General features: G+C 63.7%; 23 protein-coding genes and 1 pseudogene. 11 read left to right on the forward strand and 13 right to left on the reverse strand.

What is annotated here, in order from left to right; translation table 11 throughout:
- Positions 1 to 3: 3 nt before the first annotated feature.
- The 7 genes and pseudogenes from ACVNHC_RS03090 to ACVNHC_RS03120 all read right to left on the reverse strand — a co-directional run bounded on the left by ACVNHC_RS03090 (position 4) and on the right by ACVNHC_RS03120 (position 8,672).
- On the reverse strand, positions 4 to 1,314 hold the full coding sequence (locus ACVNHC_RS03090; RefSeq protein WP_457166401.1) for an HlyD family type I secretion periplasmic adaptor subunit: 1,311 nt from the start codon (positions 1,312 to 1,314) through the stop codon (positions 4 to 6).
- Positions 1,311 to 3,164 carry a type I secretion system permease/ATPase gene (locus ACVNHC_RS03095; protein WP_457166402.1) on the reverse strand — a complete coding sequence of 618 codons (1,854 nt, stop codon included), beginning with the start codon at positions 3,162 to 3,164 and terminating at the stop codon, positions 1,311 to 1,313. Before ACVNHC_RS03095 ends, ACVNHC_RS03090 begins: the two co-directional genes overlap by 4 nt.
- A 13-nt stretch (positions 3,165 to 3,177) precedes the next feature.
- Complete coding sequence (locus ACVNHC_RS03100) at positions 3,178 to 3,894, reverse strand: hypothetical protein (protein WP_457166403.1); 717 nt, start codon at positions 3,892 to 3,894, stop codon at positions 3,178 to 3,180.
- Positions 3,895 to 4,007: 113 nt separating this feature from the next.
- Positions 4,008 to 6,734: a TonB-dependent hemoglobin/transferrin/lactoferrin family receptor gene (locus tag ACVNHC_RS03105; RefSeq protein ID WP_457166404.1), complete on the reverse strand. Its 2,727-nt coding sequence runs from the start codon at positions 6,732 to 6,734 to the stop codon at positions 4,008 to 4,010.
- Between the two features lie 227 nt (positions 6,735 to 6,961).
- Positions 6,962 to 7,678, reverse strand: a complete 717-nt coding sequence (locus tag ACVNHC_RS03110; RefSeq protein ID WP_457166491.1) for a FecR family protein — start codon at positions 7,676 to 7,678, stop codon at positions 6,962 to 6,964.
- Between the two features lie 219 nt (positions 7,679 to 7,897).
- Positions 7,898 to 8,056: pseudogene (locus ACVNHC_RS03115) on the reverse strand (FecR/PupR family sigma factor regulator); the annotation flags it as partial.
- A gap of 106 nt (positions 8,057 to 8,162) precedes the next feature.
- Positions 8,163 to 8,672, reverse strand: coding sequence for an RNA polymerase sigma factor (locus ACVNHC_RS03120; RefSeq protein WP_457166405.1), 510 nt, complete (start codon positions 8,670 to 8,672; stop codon positions 8,163 to 8,165).
- A 257-nt stretch (positions 8,673 to 8,929) separates the two neighbouring features.
- Between ACVNHC_RS03120 and ACVNHC_RS03125 the strand changes: the two genes are divergently transcribed.
- On the forward strand, positions 8,930 to 10,354 hold the full coding sequence (locus ACVNHC_RS03125; RefSeq protein WP_457166406.1) for a pyridoxal phosphate-dependent decarboxylase family protein: 1,425 nt from the start codon (positions 8,930 to 8,932) through the stop codon (positions 10,352 to 10,354).
- A gap of 87 nt (positions 10,355 to 10,441) precedes the next feature.
- Here the strand turns inward: ACVNHC_RS03125 and ACVNHC_RS03130 are convergent, their stop codons facing one another.
- The 3 genes from ACVNHC_RS03130 to ACVNHC_RS03140 form a co-directional block, all read right to left on the reverse strand.
- A complete protein-coding gene (locus ACVNHC_RS03130) occupies positions 10,442 to 10,735 on the reverse strand; it encodes an addiction module antidote protein (protein ID WP_457166492.1) in 294 nt (97 codons plus the stop codon).
- A gap of 2 nt (positions 10,736 to 10,737) precedes the next feature.
- Entirely contained in the window at positions 10,738 to 11,031 is a 294-nt protein-coding gene (locus tag ACVNHC_RS03135; protein WP_094462423.1) for a type II toxin-antitoxin system RelE/ParE family toxin, read from the reverse strand.
- Positions 11,032 to 11,105: 74 nt separating this feature from the next.
- Positions 11,106 to 12,005: a LysR family transcriptional regulator gene (locus ACVNHC_RS03140; RefSeq protein ID WP_050472156.1), complete on the reverse strand. Its 900-nt coding sequence runs from the start codon at positions 12,003 to 12,005 to the stop codon at positions 11,106 to 11,108.
- 288 nt (positions 12,006 to 12,293) lie between these two features.
- Here ACVNHC_RS03140 and ACVNHC_RS03145 point away from each other — a divergent pair, with 288 nt between their 5' ends.
- The 8 genes from ACVNHC_RS03145 to ACVNHC_RS03180 all read left to right on the forward strand — a co-directional run bounded on the left by ACVNHC_RS03145 (position 12,294) and on the right by ACVNHC_RS03180 (position 20,446).
- The gene (locus ACVNHC_RS03145) at positions 12,294 to 13,091 is read left to right on the forward strand and encodes a 5-oxoprolinase subunit PxpA (RefSeq protein ID WP_019963362.1); all 798 of its coding nucleotides are present in this window, start codon (positions 12,294 to 12,296) and stop codon (positions 13,089 to 13,091) included.
- Positions 13,088 to 13,330 carry an acetyl-CoA carboxylase gene (locus tag ACVNHC_RS03150; RefSeq protein ID WP_119396593.1) on the forward strand — a complete coding sequence of 81 codons (243 nt, stop codon included), beginning with the start codon at positions 13,088 to 13,090 and terminating at the stop codon, positions 13,328 to 13,330. The genes ACVNHC_RS03145 and ACVNHC_RS03150 overlap by 4 nt, the downstream gene beginning before the upstream one ends.
- The gene (locus tag ACVNHC_RS03155) at positions 13,327 to 14,709 is read left to right on the forward strand and encodes an acetyl-CoA carboxylase biotin carboxylase subunit (RefSeq protein ID WP_457166407.1); all 1,383 of its coding nucleotides are present in this window, start codon (positions 13,327 to 13,329) and stop codon (positions 14,707 to 14,709) included. Before ACVNHC_RS03150 ends, ACVNHC_RS03155 begins: the two co-directional genes overlap by 4 nt.
- Positions 14,709 to 15,584, forward strand: coding sequence for a 5-oxoprolinase subunit B family protein (locus ACVNHC_RS03160; RefSeq protein ID WP_119396592.1), 876 nt, complete (start codon positions 14,709 to 14,711; stop codon positions 15,582 to 15,584). Before ACVNHC_RS03155 ends, ACVNHC_RS03160 begins: the two co-directional genes overlap by 1 nt.
- A complete protein-coding gene (locus tag ACVNHC_RS03165; protein ID WP_457166408.1) occupies positions 15,574 to 16,542 on the forward strand; it encodes a 5-oxoprolinase subunit C family protein in 969 nt (322 codons plus the stop codon). The genes ACVNHC_RS03160 and ACVNHC_RS03165 overlap by 11 nt, the downstream gene beginning before the upstream one ends.
- Positions 16,543 to 16,590: 48 nt before the next feature.
- Positions 16,591 to 17,664 (forward strand): TMAO reductase system periplasmic protein TorT, encoded by a 1,074-nt coding sequence (gene torT / locus ACVNHC_RS03170; RefSeq protein WP_058897974.1) that lies wholly within the window; start codon positions 16,591 to 16,593, stop codon positions 17,662 to 17,664.
- Between the two features lie 230 nt (positions 17,665 to 17,894).
- Positions 17,895 to 19,412 (forward strand): sugar ABC transporter ATP-binding protein, encoded by a 1,518-nt coding sequence (locus ACVNHC_RS03175; protein ID WP_457166409.1) that lies wholly within the window; start codon positions 17,895 to 17,897, stop codon positions 19,410 to 19,412.
- Positions 19,413 to 19,435: 23 nt separating this feature from the next.
- The gene (locus ACVNHC_RS03180; RefSeq protein ID WP_457166410.1) at positions 19,436 to 20,446 is read left to right on the forward strand and encodes an ABC transporter permease; all 1,011 of its coding nucleotides are present in this window, start codon (positions 19,436 to 19,438) and stop codon (positions 20,444 to 20,446) included.
- Between the two features lie 83 nt (positions 20,447 to 20,529).
- On the opposite strand, the gene ACVNHC_RS03185 is transcribed toward ACVNHC_RS03180, so the two are convergent.
- Complete coding sequence (locus ACVNHC_RS03185) at positions 20,530 to 21,348, reverse strand: MerR family transcriptional regulator (protein ID WP_457166411.1); 819 nt, start codon at positions 21,346 to 21,348, stop codon at positions 20,530 to 20,532.
- Positions 21,349 to 21,599: 251 nt separating this feature from the next.
- Between ACVNHC_RS03185 and ACVNHC_RS03190 the strand changes: the two genes are divergently transcribed.
- Both ACVNHC_RS03190 and ACVNHC_RS03195 read left to right on the forward strand, forming a co-directional pair.
- The gene (locus ACVNHC_RS03190) at positions 21,600 to 22,877 is read left to right on the forward strand and encodes a 4-aminobutyrate--2-oxoglutarate transaminase (RefSeq protein WP_457166412.1); all 1,278 of its coding nucleotides are present in this window, start codon (positions 21,600 to 21,602) and stop codon (positions 22,875 to 22,877) included.
- A 3-nt stretch (positions 22,878 to 22,880) separates the two neighbouring features.
- Complete coding sequence (locus ACVNHC_RS03195) at positions 22,881 to 24,359, forward strand: NAD-dependent succinate-semialdehyde dehydrogenase (RefSeq protein ID WP_122519288.1); 1,479 nt, start codon at positions 22,881 to 22,883, stop codon at positions 24,357 to 24,359.
- Positions 24,360 to 24,505: 146 nt separating this feature from the next.
- On the opposite strand, the gene ACVNHC_RS03200 is transcribed toward ACVNHC_RS03195, so the two are convergent.
- Entirely contained in the window at positions 24,506 to 24,724 is a 219-nt protein-coding gene (locus ACVNHC_RS03200; RefSeq protein ID WP_050472167.1) for a helix-turn-helix domain-containing protein, read from the reverse strand.
- 10 nt (positions 24,725 to 24,734) lie between these two features.
- Entirely contained in the window at positions 24,735 to 25,436 is a 702-nt protein-coding gene (locus ACVNHC_RS03205; protein WP_152967491.1) for a DUF2975 domain-containing protein, read from the reverse strand.
- Positions 25,437 to 25,686: the final 250 nt, after the last annotated feature.

A 25,686-nucleotide genomic window follows, 5' to 3' on the forward strand; every position in this document is an offset into this window, starting at 1 on the left:
CCGTCAGTCCTCTCTGAAGGCGCGGGCGATCTGGTCGTTGAGGGGCTTGAGGAAATAGGACAGCGCCGTGCGCTCTCCTGTCTGGATGAAGGCTTCCGCCGGCATGCCGGGAACGAGGCCAAGGCCGTCCAGCCGCGCCAGTTCCTCTTGCGGAATGCGGATGCGCACGAGGTAATAAGCCTGCCCCGTGCGCTGATCCTCGCTGAGATCAGCGGCCACCCGGTCAACTTCCCCATTCAGCTCAGGCGTGGTGCGCTGGTTGAAGGCGGAAAGGCGCAGGAGGGCCTTCTGGCCAAGAGCGATCTGATCGATATCGGCAGGGTTGATCCGCGCCTCCACTCTCAGATCGTCATTGCCGGGCACGATCAGCATAATCTTGTCTGCGGGCGAGATGACACCGCCAACCGTATGCACCGCCAGCTGATGCACCGTGCCGGACTGGGGCGCCTTCAGTTCGATGCGGGCCAGCTTGTCTTCCGCCGCGATCTTGCGCTCCACCAGTTCGCCAAGCTGAACGTCAATGTCGCGCAGCTCATTACCGGCTTCGGCGCTGAGGTCCTGCTCCAGCTGAAGGATCTGCAGCCGTGTTTCGGCAATGCGCCCGGCAGCCCGCGCCTGAAAGGCGGCCGCTTCGGCCCGGTCGGCACTGACAGATGCCGCTTCCCGCTCCAGTGCGTTGAGCCGCTGGGCAGAGACAAGGCGCTGGTCATACAAGCCCTGCAGCTTGCCGGTTTCGTCCGTCAGGATGGCAAGTGACCGGTCGAAGGCCTCCTGCTGGCTGGCGTAACCGCTGATTTCATGCTCCAGCTGAGAGATCCGCTCTTCCAGCTGCGCCCGGTTGCCCTCCCGGGCAGCCTTGCGGATGGCGAAGAGCCGTGTCTCGCTGGCCATGGCTTCGCCCGCAAGCGGCTCGTATGCCCGCGCCAGAAGCTCCGGCGGAAAGCGCAGCTCCGGCAGGCCGTCCCGCTCGGCCAGCAGCCGCGCCTGGCGGGCGGTCAGTTCATCAAGGCGCTTGGTGACGATGGCAAGGGCCGCGCGCTCCTGCGTGGCGTCGAGCCGCAGTACGGTCTCGCCGGCCTCGACATAGGCCCCTTCTGTCACCAGAAGCTCGCCTACCACGCCGCCGGTCGGATGCTGTACCGCCTTCACATAGCTGTCGACGACGAAGGTTCCCGGCGCCACCACGGCGCCAGAAAGGGTAGAGGCCATGGCCCAGCCGCCCACTCCGGCAGCCAGCAGCATGGCAACGGCACCGCTCGCCAGCATGTGGCGGCGCAGGGACCGGGCGAGGGAATAGGATGGTGCCGCGTTCATTCCGCCGCCTCCTTGTCTGCACCCGCGTCAGCAGGAGTCCCGGCCTGAACACCGGCCTGTGCGGCCACTACCTTCAGCGGCGGCTGCAGGCGGGCGGACATGCTGCCGAACCCCGCCCCCGGCTGTTTGGCGGCCGGGGAGCCCTTGAGCACGCGGGAGAGAACCTCGTCCCGCGGGCCGAAGGCCTTCATCCGGCCGGCCTCCATCATCAGCACATGATCCACCGCGCCCAGCGCGCTGGGGCGGTGTGCCACGACGATGGCAATGCCGCCGCGCTCGCGCTGGCGCTTCATCACCTCCACCACGGCGGCCTCGCCATCTGCATCGAGATTGGCATTCGGCTCGTCCAGTACCAGCAGGAAGGGGTTGCCATAGAGCGCACGCGCCAGCCCGATGCGCTGGCGCTGGCCACCGGAGAGCCCCGCGCCATCATGACCGATGCGGGTCTGGTAGCCCTGCGGCAGGCTGGTGACGAAGCCATGCACTCCGGCCGCTTCCGCCGCTGCGATGATCGCTTCCGGTGCGGCATCGGGGTCAAAACGGGCGATGTTTTCCGCCACCGTACCCTCGAACAGCTCCGCCTGCTGCGGCAGATAGCCGGTGTGGCGGCCAAGCGCCTCCGGGCCGTATTGATCGAGCGCCGCCCCGTCCAGCCGCACATGGCCGCGCAGCAGCGGCCACACACCGGTCAGGGCGCGCACCAGCGTGCTCTTGCCGGAACCGGAAGCCCCGATGACGCCCAGCGCGCTGCCGGCCGCCAGCCGGAACGAAATGTCCGTCACGGTTGGCAAGACACCGCTGCCTGCGGCAGAGGGCGGCGCGATGACGAGCCCTTCGGCCCTGAGGTCCCGGCAGGGCGCAGGAAGATCGAGAACGGGCGCAGCTTCCTGAAAGACAGGCTCCAGCTTGCGCAGGCGCGCCCAGCCCTGACGGGCCGCCACAAAGCTGCGCCAGCTGCCGATGGCCGAATCCACCGGGGCCATGGTGCGGCCCATCATGATGGACGAGGCGATCATCACGCCGGCCGAGGCTTCCTGCTGGATCACCAGCCAGGCGCCCACGGCAAGAATGGCCGATTGCAGCGCCTGCCGGATGGCACGGGAGATGGCGCTCATGGTGCCGCTGGTGTCGCCCGCGCTGCGGTTGGCAGCAAGATAGGCATCGTTCTCCACCTGCCAGCGGTCGAGAATGCGGTCCGCAAAGCCCATGGCCTGAAGGCTTTCGGCGTTGCGGCGGGCCTGTTCGGCAAGGCTGGAGCGGGTGGCCCCGCGCTCGGCGGCAATGCGCGCAGGACGGCGCGCCGACACATCGGCAAAGACGGTGATCGCCACCATGATCACGGTACCGGCCAGCGCGGTCACACCAATCCAGAAGTGAAAGAGAAAGCAGATAGCGAGATAGACCGGGATCCACGGCAGATCGAACAGGGCTGCCGGGCCGGGCGTTGCGAAGAAGGAGCGGATCGTGTCGAGATCCCGCAAGGGCTGCAGGCCATCGCCCTGCCCGCGCGACATCAGCGGCAGCCGCGCAATGGCCCGCATCACACAGGCCGACAGGCGCGCGTCGGCACTTTCGCCAAGACGCAGCAGCAGCCGGGCGCGCAGGCTGTCGAGCAGCGCCTGAAAGCCGAAGAGACCGGCGGACAGCACGCACAGGGCAACCAGCGTCGGGATGCTGCGGCTGGCGAGCACCCGGTCATAGACCTGCAGCATGAACAGCGAGCCGTTGAGGGCGAGCAGGTTGAGGACGGCACTGGCGCAGAACAGCGCCACCACCACCCCCCTCAACGGAAGGCCAGCGGCCCCGGCATTGCGCCGGGGCCACAAGCCATGCTGGCTGGGTGCCAACATGAAGGTCAGCCGGTCAGGCGAACAGGAAGTCGGATGCGTCGATGACGCTCGAATCCACACCCACGAGGGTTACCGAATTGCCGCCGTAGGAAATGACGGTATCGGAACCGGAGGCTGCCACGGCCAGATCGCTGTAGGCCGAAGCCCCCCAACCCGTCACATCCAGCTTGTCCGTGCCATCCTGATAGCCATAGGTGCCGGTATCACCCGCAGTCACGATGTCATTGCCACCGGAGAAGTAGAAGGTGTCGGCACCGGAGAACCCGACGAGGACGTCATCCCCATCGGTATCATAGATCTCGGTGCCAACCGCACCCAGGTAGTTGTAAAGACCGGACAGAGTGCCCTGCGAGAAGCGGTAGATAGCAAAGTCGAAGAGATCACCAGGCGATGCCAGCGAGTAGTCCGGGTCTGCATAGATCGTCAGCTCCGCATCAACGGAGAAGCCGCTTGAGGAAGACTCGCTGTAACCGGAGCCAAGGACAACAGTGTCGACCGTCCCGGTCAGGTTGCCCTGGCTGTATTGCATCTCACCGCTCATGACGACGCCGGAGCCACCGGTTGCGCCGCTGCCCCACTGGTCGTAAACGTCCGTGCTGGACGGAGCGGTGGTGATGCCGGACGAAGCGGACCAGAAAGAACCGTAGCTTGGGGTGAAACTTGCAAGCCAGTCGGCAAAGAAGCTCACCATGTCGAAAGACGTTCCGTTCAGTTCGATAGTCGCAGCCATTTCAATCTCCTTGGTTGGCTGTTGCGTGCCGCCCGTTTCGGGGGCGGCGGTTTCCTGGCCGGGCTGCCACCCGGCCAGGAATGACGGGCGGAAGGGATGCCTTCCGCAAACCTTCAGAATTTCACATTGAACCGCGCCTGCAGGGTACGCCCGGCCGCTGCCATGGAACTGTTGGCCGGGATGTAGGCCACATCCGTGACGTTGTTGGCTGAAAGATGCAGCGTGGCGTTCTTGTTGACCTTGTAGGAGCCGTAAAGGTCCAGCGTGGTGTAGCTATCGCTGTATTCGGTGAGCATGCCGGTATCCACGTCCAGCACCGCCGTCTGGCTGGGCGTCACATGGGTGACACGCGCACCAAGGCTGAGCTTTTCTTCGAAGAAGCGCAGTCCCGCGTCGCCCGTCACCTTGAATCGCGGCGGGATGTTGCCGTTCCAGGCGAAGACATTGCCGCTGGTCACATCCGTGCCATTGCTGAAGACTTCGGTCTTGCTCGGCCAGTTGGTGGACAGGAAGGTCGCCGAACCGCCAAACCAGAAACGGCCGGCATCATAATTGGCTTCCACCTCCACACCGCGGGTGCGGGTGATGCCATCCATGTTGACGAAGGCCGTATAGGTTCTGGCAGTCTCCTGCGAGGCATAGATGGTACCGAGGACGATGTAGTCGTCGATTTCCCGGTAGAAGGCGGCCGCCTTGATCCGCAGCCGGTCACGCTCCGTGATCAGGCCGTCCGTCACGATATTGGCGCCGATTTCGTAGGTTTCCGCTGTTTCAGGGCGCAGCCAAGGATTGGGCGCCGTGGACGTAGGCCGACCATCGGCAGGCTGAAAACCGCCGCTCATGAAGGCTTCGGTGATGGTGGGCGGACGGTAGGTCTGGTTGTAGCTGGCATAGGGCTTGAACCAGTCAACCGGCACGAATTCCAAAGTCACCGAGGGCAGCAGTTTGCCGCCGGAACGGTCGATCTCCTCGTCGTAAATGACGTCCTCACGGACGGCAGCAGTCGAGGAGAGAGTCGAGCCTTCCTGAACAAAGGTGCTGCCGTTCAATTCACCGCAAGGATTGGCATTCCAGGTTTCAAACCATGTGATGGCCTGGTTCCTGCGAACCGTGTTGGTGCCATTCAGCCAGGAGAGGCGTGTAGTATAGGTCGATGACCCGACCGGATAGACATCCTGATAGTAAACAACACAGCTTGCGTAAACATATGTCGCCGGAGTGACAACTTTCCCAAAATTATAGTAGCGGGCCGTGCCTTTCAGACGGTACCAGTCATAGCGCAGGCCGCCGGACACGTTGAACCAGCGGACGGGCTCAAGCTTGCCATTGAGGAAGATGCTGGCCATGTCGCGGCGGCCCGGCGGGTTGAACACGCCATAATTGTCCGCATAGTAAGGTGTCTGCGAGATCGTCGTACTTGAGGCAGACTTGTTGGCCACATCACGGAAGGCCTCGACACCATAGTTGAGGGCAAGGCCGCCGAGAGGGGTGTTGACGGTGCTGGTGTTTTGCAAGGTGATGCCGAAGCTGGTCAGGCTCTTGTCGATTTCCGTTTCGGGAGACAGGTCGCCACGGGCGTCACGGGTTTCCAGAACCGAGGAATCGTTGAGCCAGAGATTGGCCTTGAAGTCGATCCATTCGCTGTCCGGATCCCAGCCGAAGTTCAGGGAGCCGCTGTCATTGGTGTTCTCGAACCGGCTGATAGTGCTGTAGGTGCTGCCCCCACCACCCAGGCTGTCATAAGCATAATCATTCTGCTGATGCATCCAGGATGCCGAGGCCTTGATGTCCTCATGCTCCATTTCCAGCTTCAGCATGGAGCCCCAGGTGTCGCGCCCGCGCAGATCCTTGCGGATACCGGTGGCATCAACCGATGAGGTTGCCTCGCCCATCCGGCCGGCGCGGTATTGATTCAGTTCGGTCTTGCTGAGGCCCATGGTCAGGGCAAAGACTTCCGACAGCCGGGCGGAACCGATCACCGATGTCTGCAGGTCATAGCCGTTGCTGCCGGTGGCCACATCGGCCTCCGCCCCCCAGGACTTGCCGTCGCGGATGATATCCGCCGCACCAACCGTGCGGAAATCGACGGAACCGGCCAGCGTGCCCGTGTTTCCGGCCGTTGCGCCCGGGTTCTTGTCGATTTCAACCTGACGGATGAAAGCCCCATCGACAACAGCCGTGCCGCCCGCGCCAGTACTTGCAGCACCGTAACGCCCGCCGTCCTGCGCATTCTGCCGCGCTCCGTCGATGGAGACGGCAACGCGACCGGCATCCTGCACACCGCGCAGGTTCGGAGAAACGGTGGGGAAACTGGCAACACCCTCACCGGCATAGGCACCGGCAACGGAATTGAACACCTCCCGGATATCGCGCACGCCCGCATCGCGGATGGCCTCCCCCGAGACCACGGCAACACTCGACGGTGTGTCGTAAACCCAATCGGGGGAGCCCATGTAGCCGCTGGAGCCCTCGCCCGTCAGCGTCACCGTCTCAAGCTGCGTGGCGCCATCTGCCCCATCCCCGGCAGCACCGGAAGAGGTCCGCGCGGCACCGATCACCGCCGTGCCGTCGCTCGTGATCCGGTAGGGAACGCCGGTGCCCTGCAGCATCCGGCCCAGCGCCTCCTGCGGCGTCATGGATCCCTGCACGGCCTGCGTCGTCACCCCGTTCGAGGCGCTGGCGGCGAGCGTCACCTGCAGCCCGGACTGGCGGCCGAAGGCACTGACGGCACTGGCCAGCCCCTGCGCGGGAATGCTGAAGTTCCGCACGGCTGACGTCTGCGCCTGTGCCGCCCCTTGCGGCACCAGAAAACTCACACCCGCTGTTGCCAGTGGCACCATGGCGATGGTGGCCAGAAGCCTGGCCCGGTGAGAAAAACCAGCCTTGTGCCTGCCTCTGACCGTCCCGGACTCTCTACTCAAAAACATACCTGCCCCGTCTTTTCTTCGTCCTGGCACAGCCCCTCCGGCGCTGCGCTCCCGACCCTAAAGACGAACAGGCTTGTCAAATTTCTCAGGATTTCACGCTCTCAGACAAAAAATATGAGAAAAAAATTCATATTTCTTTTTTAACGGCCGGAAATCAGCCGGACATAAGGGGAAACGGAGACCACTTCACCGTCAAACGGCTCCACCAGAGCACGCAGGGCACGGTCAGGATCGCGCAGATCATAGAAGCCCGTGACATGCTGGCGCCCGAGCGCTTCATCGGTGAGGCTGACCCAGCCGGGATGATAGCGGGCGATTTCCTCCAGAACCGAGCTGACGGTGGCATCCACCACATAAAGCCGGCCCTGACGCCAGGAGCCGATATCTTCCGGGGCAATCTGGCGGGTGACGAGTTGCCCCGTTGCCCGGTCGATGCTCAGCATCTCGCCCGGCACAAGCATCTGTTCCTGCACCCTGCCGCCAACGCTGACCTTTGCCCGGACAGACCCTTCGGCAAGGCTGACATCAATCATGCCGCTGGTGACCCGCACATCGAAGGATGTGCCAAGCACCGTGATCCTGACTTCTCCGGCAGCAACGGTGAAAGGCCTTGCAGGGTCTTTCACGACGTCGAAATAGGCATCGCCTGCCAGCAGGTCTACATTGCGGGCTTTGGGGCTGAAACCGGTGGCAATGGCGCTGGCGGCGGCCAGCGTAACCCGCGTGCCATCCTCCAGCGTGATGGCACGCTGCTCGGCCTTCGCTGTGTAATGGTCTGCTTCAAGACGCAGCAGCAGCACCGGCCCAGCCGCAATGGCAAGGCAGGCTGCCATGGCCCCGGCCACAGCAGACAGCACGGCCCGGCGCCAGCGGCGTGGTGTAGCAGCCCGGCGCGCCTGCGGCATGCTTCGGCGAGGAGAAGCAGAGACCGCTGCGATAAGGGAAGGGGCCGCCTCAACGGTGACGGTTTCTGTGGCAGCAGAAACCGCTACAGCCTGAGATCCATCCGAGGAGCCGGCCAATGATCCAGTCTGTTCTGCCGCATGGCCCAGAAGGTTCCAGGCACGGCTCACCCGTTGAAAGGCAGACGCATGCGCAGGCGCTTGTGAACACCAGAGTTGAAAGGCCTGCTGCAGGGCCTCGTCCTCCGGTGTCTCACGCAGGCGTACGAGCCAATCCGCCGCCGCTTCAAGCAGTGCTGGTTCCCTGATGTCCCCGGTCTGGTTCACTGGCATGTTGCGCGCGTCTCTCTCCGGACCGGCACTGCCCGCCGGGCCAGATGCCCCTTACTCCTACCAAGACGAGCGAGCCGCAAGAATTTTTCAGAATGACTCCAAAAAATCACGTTTCAGGCTCCAGCAGGGCAGCCAGAGCCGCCAGCGTCCGGGTGACATGGCGGTGCACGGTGGCGGTGGACAGGCCCAGGTGGCCACCGATCTCATCCAGCGTGTAGCCGCCAAAGCGGTGCATTTCCAGCGAGGTCCGCACCTCCGGCGGCAGTGTGGCGAGATAGTCCGAAATGCGCCGCAGGTTCTCGCAGAACAGAGCATCCTCTTCCGGCGTCTGCACATCCTGGGGCCTCGTCCAGTGCGGCAGGTCGGCCGGCTCCTCACGTGATTCGAGCTGGCGGCGGCGGCGGATGTCGAAGGCAAGGTTGCGCACGATACGGAACAGATAGGCCCTGAGAGACGTTGCAGGCGGCCCATTCTCCGGCACAAAACGGATAAAGGCCTCCTGCACCACGTCCTCGGCATCAGCGCGCGAGCCGAGCAGCCGGGTGCCATAGTCGATCAGGGCACTGCGATGTGCCAGATAGGCAGCATACCGGCTGTCGCTTTCCCTGAGAGGCATTGACCCGTTCATTCACCTGCGGCCCGATGGCCTGCCAAGACATGCAACACGCACCAGCTTCCGGGGCCTGCATGCCGTTGTATCAGCAAACAGGCAGCAGTTGCCAAGCGGCAGCTTCCCCTTGCGCACTAATACCTAACTCGTAAACTCACCTTTTAGCAAGCCATCTGCCGGCAGCAAACAGGAGCCATACAACTTGTGAGCAAGAGGACCACAAGATAACAGTATGCACAAAATATCTTTCCGGGGAGGATGGAATGGACGGCGAAGAATTCCGCCACTGGTCGCGGCGCGCAGCCGATTGGGGTGCTGACTACAGGGCAGGCCTCAGGGACCGTCCCGTGCGGGCCCAGACAGCCCCCGGCGAAATTGCCGCCCGCATTGCTGCCAGCCCGCCGGAAGAGCCGGAGGCCATGGAGGCGATCTTCCAGAGCTTCGAGGCCGATATCCTGCCCGGCATGACCCACTGGCAGCATCCGCGCTTCTTCGCCTATTTCCCGGCCAATGCCGCGCCGGTCTCTGTGGTTGCCGAGTATCTCGTCAGCGCGATGGCCGCGCAATGCATGCTGTGGCAAACCTCACCAGCGGCAACCGAGCTGGAAGGCCGGGTGACGGACTGGTTCCGTCAGGCGATTGGCCTTCCTGCAGATTTTTCCGGCACGCTGCAGGATACGGCCTCCTCTGCCACGCTGGCCGCCGTGCTGACCCTGCGCGAGCGCGCCCTTGGCTGGCGCGGCAACAGCGAAGGCCTCTCCGGTCAGCCGCGCCTTCGTGTCTATTGCTCGGGCGAGGTGCACACCTCCATTGACCGGGCGGTGTGGTTTGCAGGTCTTGGCGCGGACAATCTGGTGCGAATCCCCATCAAGGGGCCGGGGCGGGCGATGAACCCGAAGGCGCTGCAAGCCGCCATCACCGCCGACCGTGAGGCCGGATATCTGCCGGCCGGCATCATCGCCTGCGTGGGTGGCACGGGTTGCGGCGGCAGGGACGATATCCGCGCCGTGGCGGAGATCGCTGCCCGCGAAGACCTCTACCTGCATGTGGATGCGGCCTGGGCGGGATCTGCCATGATCTGCCCGGAGTTCCGCGAGTTGTGGGACGGCGTTGAGGGCGCGGACAGCATCGTCATCAATCCGCACAAATGGCTGGGCGCCCAGTTCGATTGCACGGTGCAGTTCCTGCGCGATCCTTCCCTGCAGGTGCGCGCCCTCGCCATCCGGCCGGAATATCTGAAGACATCCGGTCAGGACGAAATCACCAATTATTCCGAATGGTCCGTGGTGCTGGGCCGCCGTTTCCGGGCGCTGAAACTCTGGTTCCTGATGCGCGCCCATGGCCTCACCGGCCTGCGTGAAATGATCCGCAATCACGTGGCATGGTCGGTGGAGCTGGCACAGAAACTCGGCGGCGAGCCGGATTTCGAGATCATCACCGATCCCATGCTGTCGCTCTTCACCTTCCGTTACCGCCCGGAACATCTCTCCGGCGATGAGGAGGCGATTGCCGCCGTCAACCGGGCACTGCTGGAAGCCATCAATGCGGACGGGCGGATCTACCTCACCCAGACGCTGGTGGACGGCCGCTTCGTCCTGCGCTTCCAGGCCGGCCAGTTCGAAACCACCCGCGAGGACGTGATGCTGGCCTTTGACGTGATCACCGGGCTTGCACGCAAGGCGGGGTAGTCAGCCATATGCGGCAGTCAGGCTTCATCTGGCCTGCCTGCCGGTTCCGCTACAAGGATACGGCGGAGGCCAAGACTGCAATTTAAGTCAGGAAGCCGGCATAATCTCAGCAGACAGCTTCATCCCCAAAGCCCGCATCACTCCCAGCAAGGTTGTCAGGCGGGGGTCTCCCTCTTCGCTCAGGGACTTGTAAAGCGCGACGCGGGTTACACCGGCCTCGCGGGCGACTTCAGTCATGCCGCGTGCCCGGGCAATGATCCCGAGGGCGGAAGCGATAGCGGCGGCATCTCCGCTTCCCAAGGCTTCGTTCAGCAACTCGGCCTGATCAACTGGATCTGTCAGGTGCCCGGCGGCATCGAACGGAAAGGTTTCAAGTGCCATGGTCATTCCTCCAGATCCGCAGCCATCATCCTGGCCTTACGGATATCGCGGGCCTGGCTGCCTTTGTCTCCCCCGCACAGCAGGATGATCACCACAGCACCCTTGCGGACGAAATAAACGCGATAGCCCGGGCCATAATCGATACGAAGCTCGCCTATGCCATCGAAGAATTTTACATCGCCCAATAAACCACTTTGCACGGCGGCAATCCGTCTGGCGATCCGGCTTCGGGCGCGCAAGTCTTTCAACTCAGCAAACCAGCCGCGAAAGACGGCTGTCTGGCGGACTTCGATCATGAGAGAAATATAGTGCCAGCGGCCGGAGGTGTAAATTATAATTTACACCTCCCTTACCAGCCTTCTGGTGCCCCTCACCCCGGCAGGTGGAAAGTCTGGCGGAAATAGCGGCGGATGGCGGCCATGGCGGGGGTGAATTCGGCGTTCTTGCGCCAGGCAAGGCCGACATCCATGGAAGGCACCGGATCGCGCAGGTTGATGGTCTCGATGCGCCGTCCCTCCAGCGACCAGGGGCGGTGCACCATGTCGGAGAGGATGGCGACGCCCTGATCATTGGCGACGAGCGAGCGCACCGCTTCCACCGACGAGGTGCGCAAGGTGATATGCGGCTGATAGCCGGACTGGCTCCAGTATTTCAGCGAGCTGTGCGAGGCCTCATCCACCGTCAGCATGATGTAGGGCTCTTCCGCCACTTCCCTGAGGCCGACTGAGGGCGCGGACAGCAGCCGGTGCTGGCCCGGCACCCAGAGGCGGCGGGCCGAACTCATCAGCTTTTCCGTGGTCAGTTCCGGATTGAGAATGTTGGAGGTCAGCAGCACGGCAATGTCATGCCGGTTGGTCAGAAGCCCCTCCTCGATGGACTCCCGGTTCATCTCCAGCAGCTGAATATCCAGCCCCGGCAGGCGGCGGCGGATCCGCTCGATATGCAGGGGCAGGAAATAGCCCATGACCGTGTAGGTGGCAGCCACCGTCAGCCGCCCGGTCAGCTCGCTGCCCGTCAGCGACAGATGCGTCGCCTCCTCCACCTTGCGCAGGATCTCATAGGCGTGGGAGAGGAACTGCCGCCCGGCCTCCGTCAGCTCCATGCCGTGGGACACCCGCTCGAACAGCGGCGAGCCGACAATCTGCTCCAGTTCCTTGATCGCCGTCGTTACTGCCGACTGGGAAATCGACAGATGAATGGCCGCCTGCGACACCTGCCCCTGCTCTGCCGTCGCCACAAAGTAGCGGATCTGCCTCAGGCTGATCGACATGATTGTACCCCTCCCGTATTTTCCAATCACAACTCATCTGATTTTCAGATGAGACCGCCTTCATCTTGAGCAACGAGCTGTCAATTTTTGCTCATGATCCGGCATCTTGTTGATTTTTATTCTCTAATTCCCCAGCTGCGTGAGCACGACTCTTCTTCTTTTCAGATAGAGAAGCGCAAAACATAAAAATTTTCAAACGCTCTTTTTTCGCCTAGCGTCATCTATGACGAAAACAGAGGCACCCCACCTTCCTGCTCAAAACGCAGGCAGGCGGTGAAAGGGCGGACATTGGCACTCGAAGCTGTCGACATCAATTGTGATCTGGGAGAGGGCTTCGGCCGCTGGCGCATCGGCGATACCGAGGATGCCGCGCTGATGGGCCTGATCAGCTCGGCCAACATTGCCACCGGCTTTCATGCAGGCGATCCCAACCTGATGGACCGCACCGTGCGCATGGCCGTGGAGCATGGCGTCGGCATCGGCGCGCATCCCGGCTACAACGACCTCAAGGGCTTTGGCCGCCGCCGGATCGACGGCACGGCGCGCGAGCTGCTGAACGACATCATCTATCAGGTCGGCGCGCTGCGTGAATTCGCCCGCCGCCATGGTGCCAGCCTGCAGCATGTGAAGCCGCATGGCGCGCTCTACATGGAGATGGCGGTCAACACCGAGCTTTCCCAGCTGTTCATGACCTACATGCAGACCGTGGCGCCGAACGCCTTTGTCTTCTGCATGTCGGGCTCGGCCACCGAAACCGCTGCGCTTGAGGCGGGCCAGCCGGTGATCCGCGAGTTCTATGCCGACCGGGATTATGACGACAGCGGCTCCATCGTCTTCACCCGCGACGTGGGCCGGCCCGACCCGGAAGCCATTGCCCGCAAGGTGGTGCGCGCCTGCAAGGAGGGCGTAGTGACGACCGTCACCGGCACCGACATCAAGGTGCCGTTCGAATCCATCTGCTTCCATTCCGACACGCTGGGCGCGCAGGAGATCGGCCTGGCCATGCGCGAGGGCCTGAAGGCCGCCGGCATCAAGATCATTCCCGTCTCTGAACTCGCAAAAGAAACCTTCCGGAGAAGCGCATGAGCAAGATCGAGATCAGATCGCCCCTTCCGGGCATCTTCTACCGCAAGCCCTCCCCCGATGCGGCAGCTTTCACGCAGGATGGCGCCAGCGTTGGCGAGGCGGATGTGATCGGCCTCATCGAGGTGATGAAGACCTTCCACGAGATCCCGGCAGGCTTGTCCGGCAGCAACATCACCTTCCACGTGGAAGATGCCGAGCCGGTGATGGCGGGGCAGGTTCTGGCCGAGGTCGAGACATGACGATCCGCTCCCTCCTTGTGGCCAACCGGGGCGAGATCGCCGTCAGGATCGTCAAGGCGGCCAAGGCCATGGGCCTGCGCACCGTGCAGGTCCACTCCGCTGCCGATGCGGACATGCTGGCGGTGAAGCTTGCGGATGAAGCCGTCGATATCGGCCCGCCGTCTGCCGCCAAGTCCTATCTCAACATCGAGCGTGTGGTGGCCGCCGCCAAGAAGGCCGGCGTTGATGCGATCCATCCGGGTTACGGCTTCCTGTCCGAGAATGCCGCCTTCGCGCAGGCCGTCACCGATGCGGGGCTGATCTTCATCGGCCCCAGCGCCGAAGCCATCAGCCTGCTTGGCGACAAGGTGAAGGCGCGCGAGGTGGCAGCGGCTGCCGGTGTGCCAACCGTTCCGGGCAGCGACGGGCTGATTGCGGATATCGAGGCCGCCCGTGCCGTCACCGCCCGCACCGGCTTTCCGGTGATGATCAAGGCCGCAGCAGGCGGCGGCGGGCGCGGCATCCGCATTGCCGCCAGCATGGAAGAGTTCGAGCGCCAGTTTCCGCTGGCCTCTGCCGAGGCCAAGGCCGCCTTCGGCGATGGCGGGCTTTACATCGAGAAGGTGATCGAGCGCGCCCGGCATGTGGAAGTGCAGATCCTGGGCGACGGGGTGGACGCCATCCACCTGTTCGAGCGGGAGTGCTCATTGCAGCGCCGCCGCCAGAAGGTCTGGGAGGAAGCACCCTCCTGCAGCCTGCCGGCTGATATCCGCGATGCCCTGTGCGCCAGTGCTGTCGCGCTCGCAAAATCGGTTGGCTACAAGGGCGCGGGCACAGTCGAGTATCTCTATGACGAGGATGCAGGCGCCTTCTATTTCATCGAGGTGAACACCCGCATTCAGGTGGAGCACCCGGTGACCGAGATGATCACCGGCGTTGATCTGGTGCAGGAGATGATCCGCATTGCGGGCGGCGGAAAGCTGAGCCAGCGGCAGGAGGATATCCGCCTGTCGGGCCATGCCATCGAATGCCGCATCAATGCGGAAGACCCGGCCCGCAATTTCGTCCCCGGCCCCGGCACCATCTCCAGCCTCACCGTGCCGGAGGGCGAGGGCATCCGCTTCGACACCATGCTCTACGAGGGCTACACGGTGCCGCCCTTCTACGATTCCCTGCTCGGCAAGCTGATCGTGCATGGAACGGACCGGGCGGCCTGCATGACCCGGCTGGAACAGGCACTCAAGGGCCTGAAGATCGGCGGTCTGGCCACCACCGTGCCGCTGCATCTGGCCCTGTGCCGCGATGACAGCGTGAAGACGGGCGCCGTTCACACACGTTTCCTGGAACCCTGGCTCGAAGAGAGCTTCCAGCCGGATGCCGGACTTGAGGAGGTTGCGTAATGGCGATGCGCTACACATTCGGCGGTGACGAGCACCTCTTCGTGGAATGCAGCGAGGACATGTCCCTCAATGCCTTCTTCCAGTCCCTGTCCATGACCAATGGCATCCGCGATGCGGGCATCAGCGGCGTCACGGAAATCTGCCCGGCCAATGCCTCGTTTCAGGTGAAGTTCAATCCGGACGTGATCCATCCGGACGACCTCATGCGCGAGGTGAAGGCCATCGAGGCTGCCGCCGCCAAAGCCGAGCCGGTGATCCGCACCCGCATCGTCGAGATCCCGGTGTTCTACAACGATCCCTGGACGCATGAGACGCTGATGCGTTTCCGCGAGCGCCATCAGGACCCAACAGGCACAGACCTCGACTATGCCGCCCGGATCAACGGCTATGGCACGGTGAGCGATTTCATCGCCGCCCATTCCGGCTCGCCCTGGTTCGTCTCCATGGTCGGCTTCGTCTCGGGCCTGCCCTTCATGTACCAGATGGTGGAGCGGCAGCGGCAGATCGAGGTGCCGAAATACCTGCGCCCGCGCACGGACACGCCAAGGCTGACCGTGGGCCATGGCGGCTGCTTCGGCTGCATCTATTCGGTGCGCGGTGCAGGCGGCTACCAGATGTTCGGCATCACGCCCATGCCGATCTATGACCCGGCGCAGGAGACGAGCTACCTCAAGGACTTCATGGTGTTCTTCCGCCCGGGCGACATCGTCAAGTTCAAGCCGGTGGACCGGGATGGCTATGACACGGCGGTGGAAGAGGTGGCCAAGGGGCATTTCACCCCGCCGGTCCGCGAGGTGAGCTTCGATCTCACCGAATTCAGCAAGGACATCGACGGCTACAACCAGAAACTGGAGGGCGTCCTCTATGGCGATTAAGGTTCTCCATCCCGGCCTTGCCACCACGGTTCAGGACCTCGGCCGCCCCGGATATTTCCATCTCGGCATTCCCATTGGCGGGACCATGGACCGGCTGGCCATGCGAGCGGCCAACCTGCTGGTGGGCAACGACGAGGGGGCTGCCGGTCTTGAGGCAGTGTTCATCGGCCCCAAGCTGGAGTTCACCCGCGATGTGACCGTTGCCGTCACCGGTGCGGACATGCCAGTGAAGCTCGACGGCGAGGCCCGGCCCGGCTGGACCGCCTTTGCGGTGAAGGCCGGACAGGTGCTCAGCTTCGACTTCCTGAAATCCGGCGCCCGCATCTGCATCGCCGTGTCGGGCGGCATCGACGTGCCGCTGGCGCTCGGCAGCCGCTCGACCTATGCCATCGGTGCCCTCGGCGGCTTCCAGGGCCGGGCGATTGCCGCCGGTGACGAGCTGCCCGTTGGGGAAGCCGGAGCCAGCACGGACGGGCGGACCATTCCGGAAGAACTGCGCCGCAAGCCGGGCACCCCGGCACAGCTGCGCGTGCTGCCGGGGCTCTACTGGCACCGCATCACGGAAGAGGCGCAGCACGCCTTCTTTGCCGATGAGTGGAAGGTGGCGCCTGAGGCCGACCGCATGGGCTACCGCTTCCGCGGCGGACGCCCGCTTGATTTCGTACCGCGCCAGCCGCCCTTCGGCGCAGGCTCGGACCCGTCCAACATCGTCGACAGTTGCTACCCCTATGGCTCCATTCAGGTGCCCAGCGGCAGCGAGCCGATCATCCTGCACCGCGATGCGGTGTCGGGCGGCGGCTACTTCATGGTGGGCACGGTGATTTCGGCGGACATGGACCTTATCGGCCAGCTGCAGCCGAACACCCCCACCCGCTTTGTCCAGGTGGACATGGAGGGCGCCCTGAGAGCCCGCAGGGAACGGGCAGAGCTGATCGGCCGCATCAGGGCGCTTTTCTGACTTCGCATAACAAAAACAAAACGCAACCTTTCAACCGGGGAAGACAACATGACACGCACTGCCTTCAAGGGGCTTTCGGCCTCAATGATCCTGCTTGCCTCGATGGCCCCGTCTCTGGCGGAGACCTGGTATCCCTATGATGCCACCGAGATCACCCCTGCCTTCTCGGCGGACGGCACGCCCTCTGACGTGCAATACACGCCGCTCGAAAAGGCCAGCCAGCCTTACAAGATTTGCGTCTCCTTCCCGCACATGAAGGATGCCTACTGGCTGGGCGTGGACTATGGCGTTGCCGAACAGGCGAAGGATCTCGGCGTCAAGATGACGCTCGTGGAAGCGGGCGGCTACACGGAACTCGCCAAGCAAATCTCGCAGATCGAGGATTGCGTCGCCGGCGGAGCGCAGGCGGTGGTGATCGGCGCCATCTCCTATGACGGGCTCAATAACCTCGTCTCGGAACTGGCGGCGAAGAACATTCCGGTCATTGATGTCGTCAACGGCATGTCCTCGCCCAAGCTGACGGCCAAATCCCTCGTTTCCTTCTACACCATGGGCTTCGAGACCGGAAAATACCTTGCCGCCAAGCATCCGAAGGGCAGCGATCCGGTGAAGGTGGGCTGGTTCCCCGGCCCGGCAGGCGCCGGCTGGGTGGAAGCGGCCAACAAGGGCTTCATGGAGGCGGTCAAGGACTCCGGCCTCACCATTCTGGATCCCAAATATGGCGACACCGGCAAGGAAGCCCAGCTGAAGCTGGTGGAAGACGTGCTGCAGGCCGAACCGGACGTGCGCTACATCGCCGGAACCGCGGTCACCGCCGAAGCCGCACAGGGCCTCATCCGCGAGCGCGGGCTGCAGGGCAAGGTGGACCTTCTCGCCTTCTACATGACGCCGGGCGTCTATGAGGGCATCAAGCGCGGCTTCATCGCTGCCGCCCCCGCCGACTCCATGGTCATTCAGGGCCGCATCGCCATCGACCAGGCCGTCCGCGCCCTCGAAGGCAAGGAGCTGATCCAGCACGTCGGCCCGAAGATCTTCGTGGTGGACGGGGACAACATCGCCACCGTCTCCAAGACCAGCATCCTGCCCCCGGACGGCTTCAAGCCGGTGTTTACGGTGGAGTGATGCGGATGGTGAGGCGCAATTGGTGACATAGCGCCTCACCTCCCCTCAATGATCAGCGGATTCATACATCAGGTTCGAACTCCGCCCGCAAGGACGCGTTTGCTTTCCGGGAAGACGCCAGCCGCCCCCCTCCCCACCAGGGGGAGGGGGGCGGAGAAGCCCCGCCGGGGAAACAGGTTCCGCAACAGCCCGGAAGACACCACAGGCACAGTCCTGAAGGAGAATGGCAGATGTCCGTGAAACGGAAGCCTCTGGTCGAGATGACCGGGATTGCCAAGCACTATCCCGGCGTGAAAGCTCTTGATGGCGTGAATTTCACGCTGAAAGCGGGGGAAGTGCATGTGCTGTTCGGCGAGAACGGCGCGGGCAAGTCCACCCTCATCTCGATCCTGGCCGGCGTGAACCAGCCCAGCGCCGGAGAGATCCGTATTGACGGAGCACCGGTGCATTTTGCAGGCGTGCGCGATGCACAGGCCGCAGGCGTCGGCGCGGTGTTTCAGGAATTTTCGCTCGTGCCCACCATGACGGTGGCCGAGAACATCTATCTGGGCGATGAGCCCCGGCGCGGCCCCTTCATCGACCGGCGGGCCATGCGGCGCGAGGCCCGCGCCCTCTTCGCCCGCCTCGGCTTCGATGTGGACGTGAGCCGACGGGTGCTGTCGCTCTCGCGCGCCGAGCAGCAGATGGTGGAGATCGCCAAGGCACTGCACCGCAAGGCGCGCATTCTCATTCTGGACGAGCCCACCGCCTCCCTGACCGAGCGCGAGACGGAACGGCTCTTTGCCTTCATCCGCTCCGCCGTGGCGGAGGGCGTGGGTGTCGTCTACATCTCCCATCGCATCCAGGAATTTCAGGCCATCGCCAGCCGCATCACCGTGCTGCGCGACGGGCGGCTGATCGGTACGGTGGATGCAAAGGGCATCAGCGAAAAGGCGCTGGTGGAGATGATGACGGGCCGCCCGGTGGACGAGATCTATCCGGCCATCACCCGCGCCGCCGCGCCTGAACCCGTGCTCACCATCCGCGGCCTTCATGCCTGGGGTGTTGCGGGCGTGGATCTTGATATCCGGCAGGGCGAAGTTCTCGGTGTCGCCGGCCTGGTCGGCTCGGGCAAGTCCCGCTGCTTCCGCGCTATGCTGGGCCTCAACCGCATCGAGGCGGGCGAGGTGCGGCTGAAGGGCCGGGATGTGACGGGGCAGCCGGTGCGCCGCCTGCTGCGCGAAGGCATCTTCTACCTGCCCTCGGACCGCAAGAGCGAAGGCCTGGTGCTGGGTGCCACCACCCGCGACAACCTGAAACTGGCGCTGATGGACCGGGCCGACATGCGCAGCACCGCCGGTCTGCTCTCCCCCTCCCGCCTGTCGGCGGAGGCAGGCCGCATTGGCCGCAAGGTGGATCTGGCGGATGCCTATATGGGCCGCATGGCCTCCAGCCTCTCCGGCGGCAACCAGCAGAAGATCCTCTTCGGCAAGGGCTTTGCCGAAGACCGGGAGATTTACATCTTCGACGAGCCGACCGTCGGCGTCGACATGGGCACCCGCGCCGCGCTCTACCGCATCATCAAGCAGGTGGCGGAAGCGGGAAAGGCGGTCGTCGTCATCTCCTCCGACCTGCATGAAGTGATGCATCTCGCTCACCGGCTCATCGTCTTCTCGCAAGGGCGCATCTCCGCCGAATTTGATCAGACCCAGATTTCCGAAGAGGCGGTTCTGCGCGCCTTCTTCAGCAACGAAAGGCATGCCGCATGACGCTCGACGCCGGGACCGCCCCCATGGCGGCCAGAACGCTGCCCAGCCGCGCAGGCTCGTTTGCGCGGGAAACCTTCCTGCGCACCGGGGTTCTGCCCCTGTTCATGACCGCTGCCGTGGTGATCTTCACCCTCGCCTCGCCGCAGTTCCTGACGCTTGGCAACCTGACCAACGTCGCCCGCCAGTCGGTCTATTTGATCCTTGTGTCGCTGGGGCAGATGACGGTGCTCATCACCGGCGGCTTTGATCTGGCGGTCGGCACCGCCATCGCCATGACATCCGTGGTCTCGGCCATGATGATGGTGCATCTGGCCGGCATCTTCCCCGATGCCGGCTGGCTGGTGATCCTGCCCGGCCTTCTCGCCGGCCTTGCTGCCGCGCTGGCCATTGGCGCCGTCAACGGCTTTGGCGTCGCAAAATTCGGCGTCTCGCCCTTCATCATGACGCTGGGCGTTCAATCGGCCGGAGCGGGCGCCGCCCTGTTTCTGACCGGCGGCGTTCCGGTCGGCAACCTGCCCTATGAGTTCGGCGACCTCTTCGGCTTCGGCCGGGTGGCGGGCGTTCCCGTGCCGGTGCTGGTGGCGCTCGTTGCCATTGCGGTGATGTGGGTGCTGATGAACCGCACCCGCACGGGCGCGCGCATCTATGCCATCGGCGGCAACATCAAGGCGGCGCAGCTGTCCGGCATCAACACCGCCCGCACGCTCTTCATCGCCTATCTCATCTGCGCCGCCCTTGCCTCCATCGCCGGCATCCTGCTGACGGCCCGGGTGGAAAGCGGCGAGACCAATCTGGGCGGAACGATTGCCATGGAATCCATCGCCGCCTGCGTCATCGCCGGGGTGTCGCTGCGCGGCGGCATCGGCCGGGTGGAGAATGTGGTGCTGGGCGCCTTTTTCATCGTGCTGGTGCAGAACGGCATGAACATCATGCAGATCGGCTCCTACATGCAGATGGTCCTGCTGGGCGGGCTGCTCATCCTTGCCGTGGTGGCGGACCAGTACCGCTACCGCATGCTGACCGGCGGGCGGTAACACCCGTTCGGGAAGGGAGGGGGCGGCACCACCCACCACCACACTGGCCGCTCCCTCCCGGCCTCCCTGTTGATTGATCTGCCTTAGAACGACGCCGGAGTGTTGACCCACAGGAGCACGGTTTCGCCGCCGCTGAGATTGCGCCAGGAATGCGGGCGGCGGCTTTCAAAGTAGAAGGAATCGCCCGCCTGCAAGGTGATGAAGCGGTCCTGTTCCAGAATGATTTCCAGCGCCCCGAACAGCACATGGACGAATTCCTCGCCCTCATGCGCATAGGCGCCTTCGCTCGACGCGCCGGGGGCGAGCACGAAGCGGTGGCACTCCATCTGGAACGGCCCTTCCGCCAGCACCTGCACCACCACACCGGAGGCCGTCGGCGGCCAGCTGGCCCAGGTGCCGCTGCGCACCAGTGACTCGCCCGTGCTGTTGCCTTCAGTGCCCGTAAGAGCTGCCAGCGTGGTGCCGAAATGCCCGGCTAGATCGCGCAGCGCCTTCAACGACAGCCCCTGCGAGGTGCGCTCGAAGGTGGACAGCACGGAAGACGACACGCCAATGGCCGCGCTGACCTGTCCGAGCGTCTGCCCGGCCTCGCGCCGCAGATGGCGGAACTTCGGCCCCAGTTGCGGCACAGCGGCACGGCGGGCGGCCTTGCGCTGCCGGGATGGCTTGCCAACTGTTTCCGCCAGCCCCTCGCGGATGGCTGCCGGATTGATCCCCTTTTCCTGCCGCAGCCAGCTGATCTTCTTCAGCTGCTCCACATGGGCCTCGCTGTAGAGCCGCTGGCCCTTGTCCGTGCGCAGCGGCTCGATCAGGCCCTGACTCTCCCACAGCCGCAGCGTGGAGGCGGACACACCGGCCATGCGTGCCGCTTCGGCGATCTTGAAACGCACCGGTTCTGTCATGGCCTTGCGCCGCTCCGCTGTTCCGAATCTTCAAGGCACTCATACCAACTCTCGATGGGCTTGACTCATCGAGAGTTGGTCAAGCCCGTGCGGCGCCTGAGCCTTGTCAAGGCGTGATGCGTCAGCATCTCAGAGCCTTGGTATAAAAAGTGGCACAGGCGGGATTGCAACTCTACAGAAAAAATGTAGAGTTTTATTCCGGTGATGCGGACTGGCATTTTTCACGAGGTCCGCCCTGTCTGGAGATGAAGATGCAGAATTCTCAGATCGCGGCCCGGCGGGCCGCTGCCATTTCGCGCGGTGCCGGCGTGACGACGCAGGTCTATGCCCACAAGGCCGAGAATGCCGAGATCTGGGATGTGGAAGGCCGCCGCTACATCGACTTTGCCGCAGGCATCGCCGTGGTCAACACCGGCCACCGGCACCCGAAGGTGATCGAGGCCGTGAAGGCGCAGCTCGACAGCTTCACCCACACCTGCCACCAGGTCGTGCCCTACGAGAACTACGTGGCACTGGCCGAGAAGCTGAATGCCGCCGTGCCCGGCGACTTTGCCAAGAAGACCATCTTCGTCACCACCGGCGCCGAGGCGGTGGAAAATGCCGTCAAGATCGCCCGGGCCGCCACGAACCGGCCTGCCGTCATCGCCTTCACCGGCGCCTTCCATGGCCGCACCTTCATGGGCATGACGCTGACCGGCAAGGTGCAGCCCTACAAGGCCGGTTTCGGCGCCATGATGCCGGACGTGTTCCACGTGCCCTTCCCCGTCGAGCTGCATGGCGTTTCCGTCGAGGATTCGCTCTCCGTGCTCGACAAGCTGTTCAAGGCCGATGTGGACCCGGCGCGCGTTGCCGCCTTCATCGTCGAGCCCGTGCAGGGCGAGGGCGGCTTCTATGAAGTGCCGCGCGCCTTCATGGAGAAGCTGCAGGAGATCGCCCGCAAGCACGGCATCCTGCTGATTGCCGACGAAGTGCAGACCGGCTTTGCCCGCACCGGCAAACTCTTCGCCATGGAGCATTACGGCGTGGTGCCGGACATCACCACCATGGCCAAGGGCCTTGGCGGCGGTTTCCCGATTGCCGCCGTGACCGGCCGCGCCGAGATCATGGATGCCCCTGCCCCCGGCGGCCTTGGCGGCACCTATGGCGGCAACCCGATTGGCGTTGCCGCAGGTCTTGCCGTGCTGGAAGTGATCGAGGAAGAGGGCCTGTGCGAACGCGCCGTCAGCCTTGGCAACCGGCTGAAGCAGCGCCTCTCCGGCCTTGCCGCCAGCATTCCGCAGATCGCCGATGTGCGCGGCCCCGGCTTCATGAATGCGGTGGAGTTCAACATTCCGGGAACCTCGACACCGGACGCAGAGTTCACCAACCGGGTGCGCGAAAAGGCACTGGAGCGCGGGTTGATCCTGCTCACCTGCGGCGTCTACGGTAATGTCATCCGTTTCCTTGCGCCCGTCACCATTCCCGATGATGTGTTCAGCGAGGCGCTGGACATTCTCGAAGCCGCGCTTCTCAGCGCGAAGGAAGGCTGAACCATGACGATTTCCACCTCTCTCCTGTCCCGCCTGAAGGACGCTTCGCTCGTCACCGACAAGGCCTATATCAACGGCTCCTGGCGCTCGGCCAGCGAAAGTGGCGCCACCTTCGAGGTCACCAATCCGGCCAATGGCGAGGTCATCGCCACCCTGCCGGACATGGGCCGCGAGGAAACCGCGCAGGCGATCGACGCCGCTCATGCCGCACAGGTCGCCTGGGCGGCCCGCACAGGCAAGGACCGCGCGGCCGTGCTGCGCAAGCTCTTCGACCTGATGGTCGCCAATGCCGATGACCTTGCCACCATCCTGACCATGGAAATGGGCAAGCCGCTGGCCGAGGCGCGCGGCGAAATCCTCTATGGCGCCTCCTACATGGAGTGGTTCGCCGAAGAGGCCAAGCGCGTCTATGGCGACACCATCCCCGGCCACCAGCCGGACAAGCGCATCATCATCATCCGCCAGCCGGTGGGTGTGGTGGCGGCCATCACCCCGTGGAACTTCCCCAATGCCATGCTGGCGCGCAAGCTCGCACCGGCGCTGGCAGCCGGCTGTGCCATGGTCTCCAAGCCTGCCGCCGAAACGCCGCTCTCCGCCCTTGCCCTCGCCGTTCTGGCCGAGCGCGCGGGCCTGCCCGCCGGGCTCTACAACGTGATCCTGGGCACCGATGCGCCCGCCATCGGCCAGGAATTCACCAGCAACGCCAAAGTGCGCAAGCTCACCTTCACCGGCTCCACCGAGGTCGGCCGCATCCTGATGCGTCAGGGCGCGGACAACATCATGAAGCTGGGGCTGGAGCTGGGCGGCAACGCGCCCTTCATCGTCTTCGAGGACGCCGACCTGGATGCCGCCGTCGAGGGCGCCATGGTCTCGAAGTACCGCAACAACGGCCAGACCTGCGTCTGCGCCAACCGCATCTATGTGCATGCGGATGTCTATGATGCCTTCGCCGAAAAGCTGGCGGCCAAGGTTTCGGCCATGAAAGTGGGCGATGGCTTCGAGGACGGGGTGAATGCCGGTCCGCTGATCGATGATGCTGCCCTCGCCAAGGTCAACGATCACATCGCCGACGCCACCTCCAAGGGCGCCAAGGTGATGCTGGGCGGCAAGGCCCACACGCGCGGCGGCCTGTTCTTCGAACCGACGGTGCTGACGGACGTGACGCCAGCCATGAAGATCGCTCGCGAGGAGACCTTCGGCCCCGTCGCGCCCCTCTTCCGCTTCAAGACCGAGGCGGACGTGATCGCCATGGCCAACAACACGGAATTCGGCCTCGCCTCCTATTTCTACTCGCGCGATGTGTCGAAGATCTTCCGCGTCGCCGAAGCGCTGGAATACGGCATGGTCGGCATCAACACCGGCCTCATCTCCACCGAAGTTGCCCCCTTCGGTGGCATCAAACAGTCCGGCCAGGGCCGCGAAGGCTCCCGCTACGGCCTCGAGGACTACACCGAGATGAAATACCTCTGCCTCAGCATCTGAGGACAGGAGCAGACTGAAGCACAAATCCCCCGGGGCGGGCACGCTCCGGGGGATTTTGTTTTTCCAGGCGGTTTAAGTCCGGATGCTCCCTGTTCAGCCCCCTCGGCGGGGGCACTGTCGATAAAAACGGGGCCACCGAAAGTGCTCTAGCTTGAACTCTCGCCGCTCCGGTAGATCAGAATGTCGCCGGGCTGACATTCCAGCACCTCGCAGATCCGTTCCAGAGTTTCGAAACGGACACCCTTGACCTTGCCGGACTTGAGCAGGGACACGTTCTGCTCGGTGATACCGATCTTCTCGGCCAGTTCCTTTGACCGCATCTTGCGGCGGGCGAGCATGACGTCGAGTTCTATGATGATGGGCATACCGGAAGCCTCAGACGAACTGCTGGTTTTCTTCATGCGCGAGGGCAGCCTCGCGCATCACCCATCCGAGCAGAAGCACAAGCGCGCCCAGAACCAGGAACAGGATCTGCCCGGCTTCCAACGAGAGTGAAATCTGTTTCTCACCTTCCGGCAGGTCAAAGGTCATCAACACCGAACTGACTGGATCGAAAACGAAATCCATCGCCCCGAGGACGAGCAGCCACCTGCCGCTCTGCACGATAAAGGACAAGGTGCGGCTTGAGAAAAAGTCCAGCTCGGCAAGACGGGCGAAGAGCTGGCGCAGCTTCCACAGCAGCATCAGCACAGCTTCAATGAGGATGACCAGCAACAGCGTGATGCCGATGCGCTGAGGCAGGCTGATCTCAAGAATGACGCGTGAAACGCCGCCGATATCGACCGTTTCCTCCGGGCCGTATCCCAGCAGCCCCGGCGCCAGCAGCACCACGCAGACCAGCAGGCCGAACAGGGCGGTGATAGACGCGAGACCGGTCAGAAGCCACTTCATGCCTCCGGAAAAAGACTGGATGCGATGCAGGCGGTGCGCCTGATCGTCACTGGTCCTGAACAGGGAATGAAAGATGCCGGATGCCATGGGAAACGTCCTGATAGGGGCTACTGGGTTCAGTAGTACCGCCCATGCCGGCACCCCGCAATGAGAAAACAATGCGATTGACAAAAAAATATAATTCATTCATTTGAAAATTATCGCATAACGATAAAAAATTGATCTGATCCGTAGTCCCGGTCCGGGAATTCGACTGCCACCCGGCAGCCCGCCGGCCGGATGATGATCGCCTGGAGCAGAGCCCCATGAGTCTTTCCGCTGTTCCCACCGAGCGCCCCTGCGGCCGCCGCGCTCTATACGCCATCGCCGCTGCGCTTCTGTCGATTGGACTGTTCACCGCGGCAGTTCTGGCTGCAGGTCCCCACAGAACGCTGCC

The organism is Pannonibacter sp. Q-1 (genome assembly GCF_054073275.1).

Coding starts and splice junctions, on each gene's coding strand:
- ACVNHC_RS03185 (WP_457166411.1), bottom strand. CDS start 21,348: ATGACAGAACCGGTGCGTTTCAAGATCGCCGAAGCGGCACGCATGGCC.
- ACVNHC_RS03100 (WP_457166403.1), bottom strand. CDS start 3,894: ATGGCTGCGACTATCGAACTGAACGGAACGTCTTTCGACATGGTGAGC.
- ACVNHC_RS03125 (WP_457166406.1), top strand. CDS start 8,930: ATGGACGGCGAAGAATTCCGCCACTGGTCGCGGCGCGCAGCCGATTGG.
- ACVNHC_RS03180 (WP_457166410.1), top strand. CDS start 19,436: ATGGCGGCCAGAACGCTGCCCAGCCGCGCAGGCTCGTTTGCGCGGGAA.
- ACVNHC_RS03165 (WP_457166408.1), top strand. CDS start 15,574: ATGGCGATTAAGGTTCTCCATCCCGGCCTTGCCACCACGGTTCAGGAC.
- ACVNHC_RS03130 (WP_457166492.1), bottom strand. CDS start 10,735: ATGGCACTTGAAACCTTTCCGTTCGATGCCGCCGGGCACCTGACAGAT.
- ACVNHC_RS03175 (WP_457166409.1), top strand. CDS start 17,895: ATGTCCGTGAAACGGAAGCCTCTGGTCGAGATGACCGGGATTGCCAAG.
- ACVNHC_RS03095 (WP_457166402.1), bottom strand. CDS start 3,164: ATGTTGGCACCCAGCCAGCATGGCTTGTGGCCCCGGCGCAATGCCGGG.
- ACVNHC_RS03155 (WP_457166407.1), top strand. CDS start 13,327: ATGACGATCCGCTCCCTCCTTGTGGCCAACCGGGGCGAGATCGCCGTC.
- ACVNHC_RS03190 (WP_457166412.1), top strand. CDS start 21,600: ATGCAGAATTCTCAGATCGCGGCCCGGCGGGCCGCTGCCATTTCGCGC.
- ACVNHC_RS03205 (WP_152967491.1), bottom strand. CDS start 25,436: ATGAATTATATTTTTTTGTCAATCGCATTGTTTTCTCATTGCGGGGTG.
- ACVNHC_RS03105 (WP_457166404.1), bottom strand. CDS start 6,734: ATGGTGCCACTGGCAACAGCGGGTGTGAGTTTTCTGGTGCCGCAAGGG.
- ACVNHC_RS03140 (WP_050472156.1), bottom strand. CDS start 12,005: ATGTCGATCAGCCTGAGGCAGATCCGCTACTTTGTGGCGACGGCAGAG.
- ACVNHC_RS03090 (WP_457166401.1), bottom strand. CDS start 1,314: ATGAACGCGGCACCATCCTATTCCCTCGCCCGGTCCCTGCGCCGCCAC.
- ACVNHC_RS03160 (WP_119396592.1), top strand. CDS start 14,709: ATGGCGATGCGCTACACATTCGGCGGTGACGAGCACCTCTTCGTGGAA.
- torT (WP_058897974.1), top strand. CDS start 16,591: ATGACACGCACTGCCTTCAAGGGGCTTTCGGCCTCAATGATCCTGCTT.
- ACVNHC_RS03200 (WP_050472167.1), bottom strand. CDS start 24,724: ATGCCCATCATCATAGAACTCGACGTCATGCTCGCCCGCCGCAAGATG.
- ACVNHC_RS03195 (WP_122519288.1), top strand. CDS start 22,881: ATGACGATTTCCACCTCTCTCCTGTCCCGCCTGAAGGACGCTTCGCTC.
- ACVNHC_RS03150 (WP_119396593.1), top strand. CDS start 13,088: ATGAGCAAGATCGAGATCAGATCGCCCCTTCCGGGCATCTTCTACCGC.
- ACVNHC_RS03135 (WP_094462423.1), bottom strand. CDS start 11,031: ATGATCGAAGTCCGCCAGACAGCCGTCTTTCGCGGCTGGTTTGCTGAG.
- ACVNHC_RS03120 (WP_457166405.1), bottom strand. CDS start 8,672: ATGCCTCTCAGGGAAAGCGACAGCCGGTATGCTGCCTATCTGGCACAT.